The sequence below is a fragment of the Flavobacterium sandaracinum genome, from assembly GCF_004349135.1.
Classification (GTDB): domain Bacteria; phylum Bacteroidota; class Bacteroidia; order Flavobacteriales; family Flavobacteriaceae; genus Flavobacterium; species Flavobacterium sandaracinum.
The window spans coordinates 1-1,935 of the sequence record NZ_SMFN01000052.1; the positions used below are offsets into that span (position 1 = coordinate 1).

At 32.1% G+C, this 1,935-nt stretch carries 2 protein-coding genes; one reads left to right on the top strand and one right to left on the bottom strand.

The window, feature by feature from the left end; translation table 11 throughout:
- On the bottom strand, positions 1-209 hold a 209-nt coding region (locus E0F91_RS17515; protein WP_481797693.1), incomplete at its 3' end, for a transposase.
- Between the two features lie 119 nt (positions 210-328).
- Between E0F91_RS17515 and E0F91_RS17520 the strand changes: the two genes are divergently transcribed.
- Positions 329-1,627, top strand: coding sequence for an erythromycin esterase family protein (locus tag E0F91_RS17520; protein ID WP_132067634.1), 1,299 nt, complete (start codon positions 329-331; stop codon positions 1,625-1,627).
- Positions 1,628-1,935 lie beyond the last annotated feature (308 nt).

Consider the following 1,935-nt stretch of genomic DNA (forward strand, 5'->3'; position numbering starts at 1 on the left):
TAGCAATATAAATACAGTTTGAGGAATATTTTAGTATCAAAGCTAGGACGCCCCTCGGTTTTAATGGTCTGAACTGTAAATCCTAAAGACCCCAAGTCTAACGCTTCGACAAAAGCTTCGACAAAACGAACGGGGTTTTCTAGAGAAATCGAGTCCTCTAAACTCGAAAAAAACAACTGATTGCGCGGTATTCCTGTGATGTGTTGCATCTTTAAATATACAACTTTTCTGCCTTTTACTTTGAAAATATGTACTATATTTGAAAGAAATAAACGGAAGTTTTTTCACAGACTGACGTTGTAAAACATTTAAAACAAATATTGCGCATATGAGAATTTTTATTTTATCCATTACATATTTTATATTATTTCAAACATACGCCCAAGATGATAAAGCTGTTAATTGGATTAATGAAAATGCAATTAAAATTGAAGATGCAGATCCAGATACGAACCTTACGATATTCAACAATAACATTCCGCAAAAGTTTGCTGATGCAAAAATATTCGGATTCGGAGAAACTACTCATCAAGGAAAAGAATTTTTCGACATAAAAACAAAATTCTTCAAATATTTGGTTGAAAATCAAGATGTAAAAGTGTTTATTATTGAGGATTCATACACTTCAGAAGCAGGTATCAATGAATGGATTAGTGGTGGAAAAGGAAACGCTGAAACTATTGCCAACAATTTTAGCATCGGATTTTGGTATTGCAAAGAAGTAGTAAACCTTTTGGAATGGATGAGAAGTTACAATTTCAATAAACCAAAAGACGAGCAAATTAAGTTTTATGGTATGGATATTCAAAATGTAAAAAATATTAATCAAGAAATACGTGATTTAGTTAAAAATTATAATATCCCTATCCCTGAAGAACTTCTTTTAATAGCAGATCAATGTGTAGAAAAGAAAGTTGAATATATGCAATCAAATAATTGGGCAGATACTCAAACTCCAAAACTAATTGAAATTAGAAGTATTTTAGTGGATTTTAAAAAAGGAATTAAAAATGAGAATAGTGTTGAGTTCAATTCTGCAATTAGAGCTTTAGATTATTTAATAAAACACACCTACTATGTACAAAACAATTATAGTCAAGATAGGGATTTAAAGATGTTTGAAAATGCTAAATGGATAGTAGAGAATAAATCAAAAAACGGGAAAGCTTTTATTTGGGCTCATAACGAGCACATTAATAATAAAGGATTTGGCAATTATAGTAATCGAAACATTTATAATTTCGGAAGACATATGAAAGAATATTTTAAAAATGATTATTATAGTGTTGGATTTGATTTTGGCACAGGTACACAAGCTGGTTATTTCTCTAATATAAACGAAAAACCCAGTTGGAAAAAAGTTGAATTAAATAAACCATTTGCAAAAACTTATGCCGAAACACTTATTGATACAAAGGACGAAATTTACTTTATTGATATCTATAAAGCCTTAAATGGTAGTTCATCAAATTTCTTCAAAAAGAAAACAGAACAAATAGTTGCAGGTGGTGGCGGTTTCAATCCAAAAAATAATCATTTGTATCAAAAAAAGTTTTCGGAAATGTACGATGGATTAATCTTTGTAAAAAATATTACACTTCCGACTAATAACTTGATTTCGAAATAAACGTTTTACAACAGCTAGGGTTTCGTTGCGGCTGCAAGCCGAACAATGAACCCGCGGTTGAACGGAACCGGACATTGGCAGGAACTATGCACTTATCGTTAAAAAAATAGAGGGAATTTCAAGAGGCAAGTGAGCCTCTTTTTTTTTGGTGTTTAAATCAGGCTAATTTTATCCTGATATTCTTTCCCGAAGTTTCGGGATTGGGCACACCTGCCCTTACCCATAAAGTTATTTTTTACAGGGAATTGAACTTTGGCTACTGCCAAGATACCAAGTAGGCGGGCCACGCTGGTCAAAAACCGCTATCC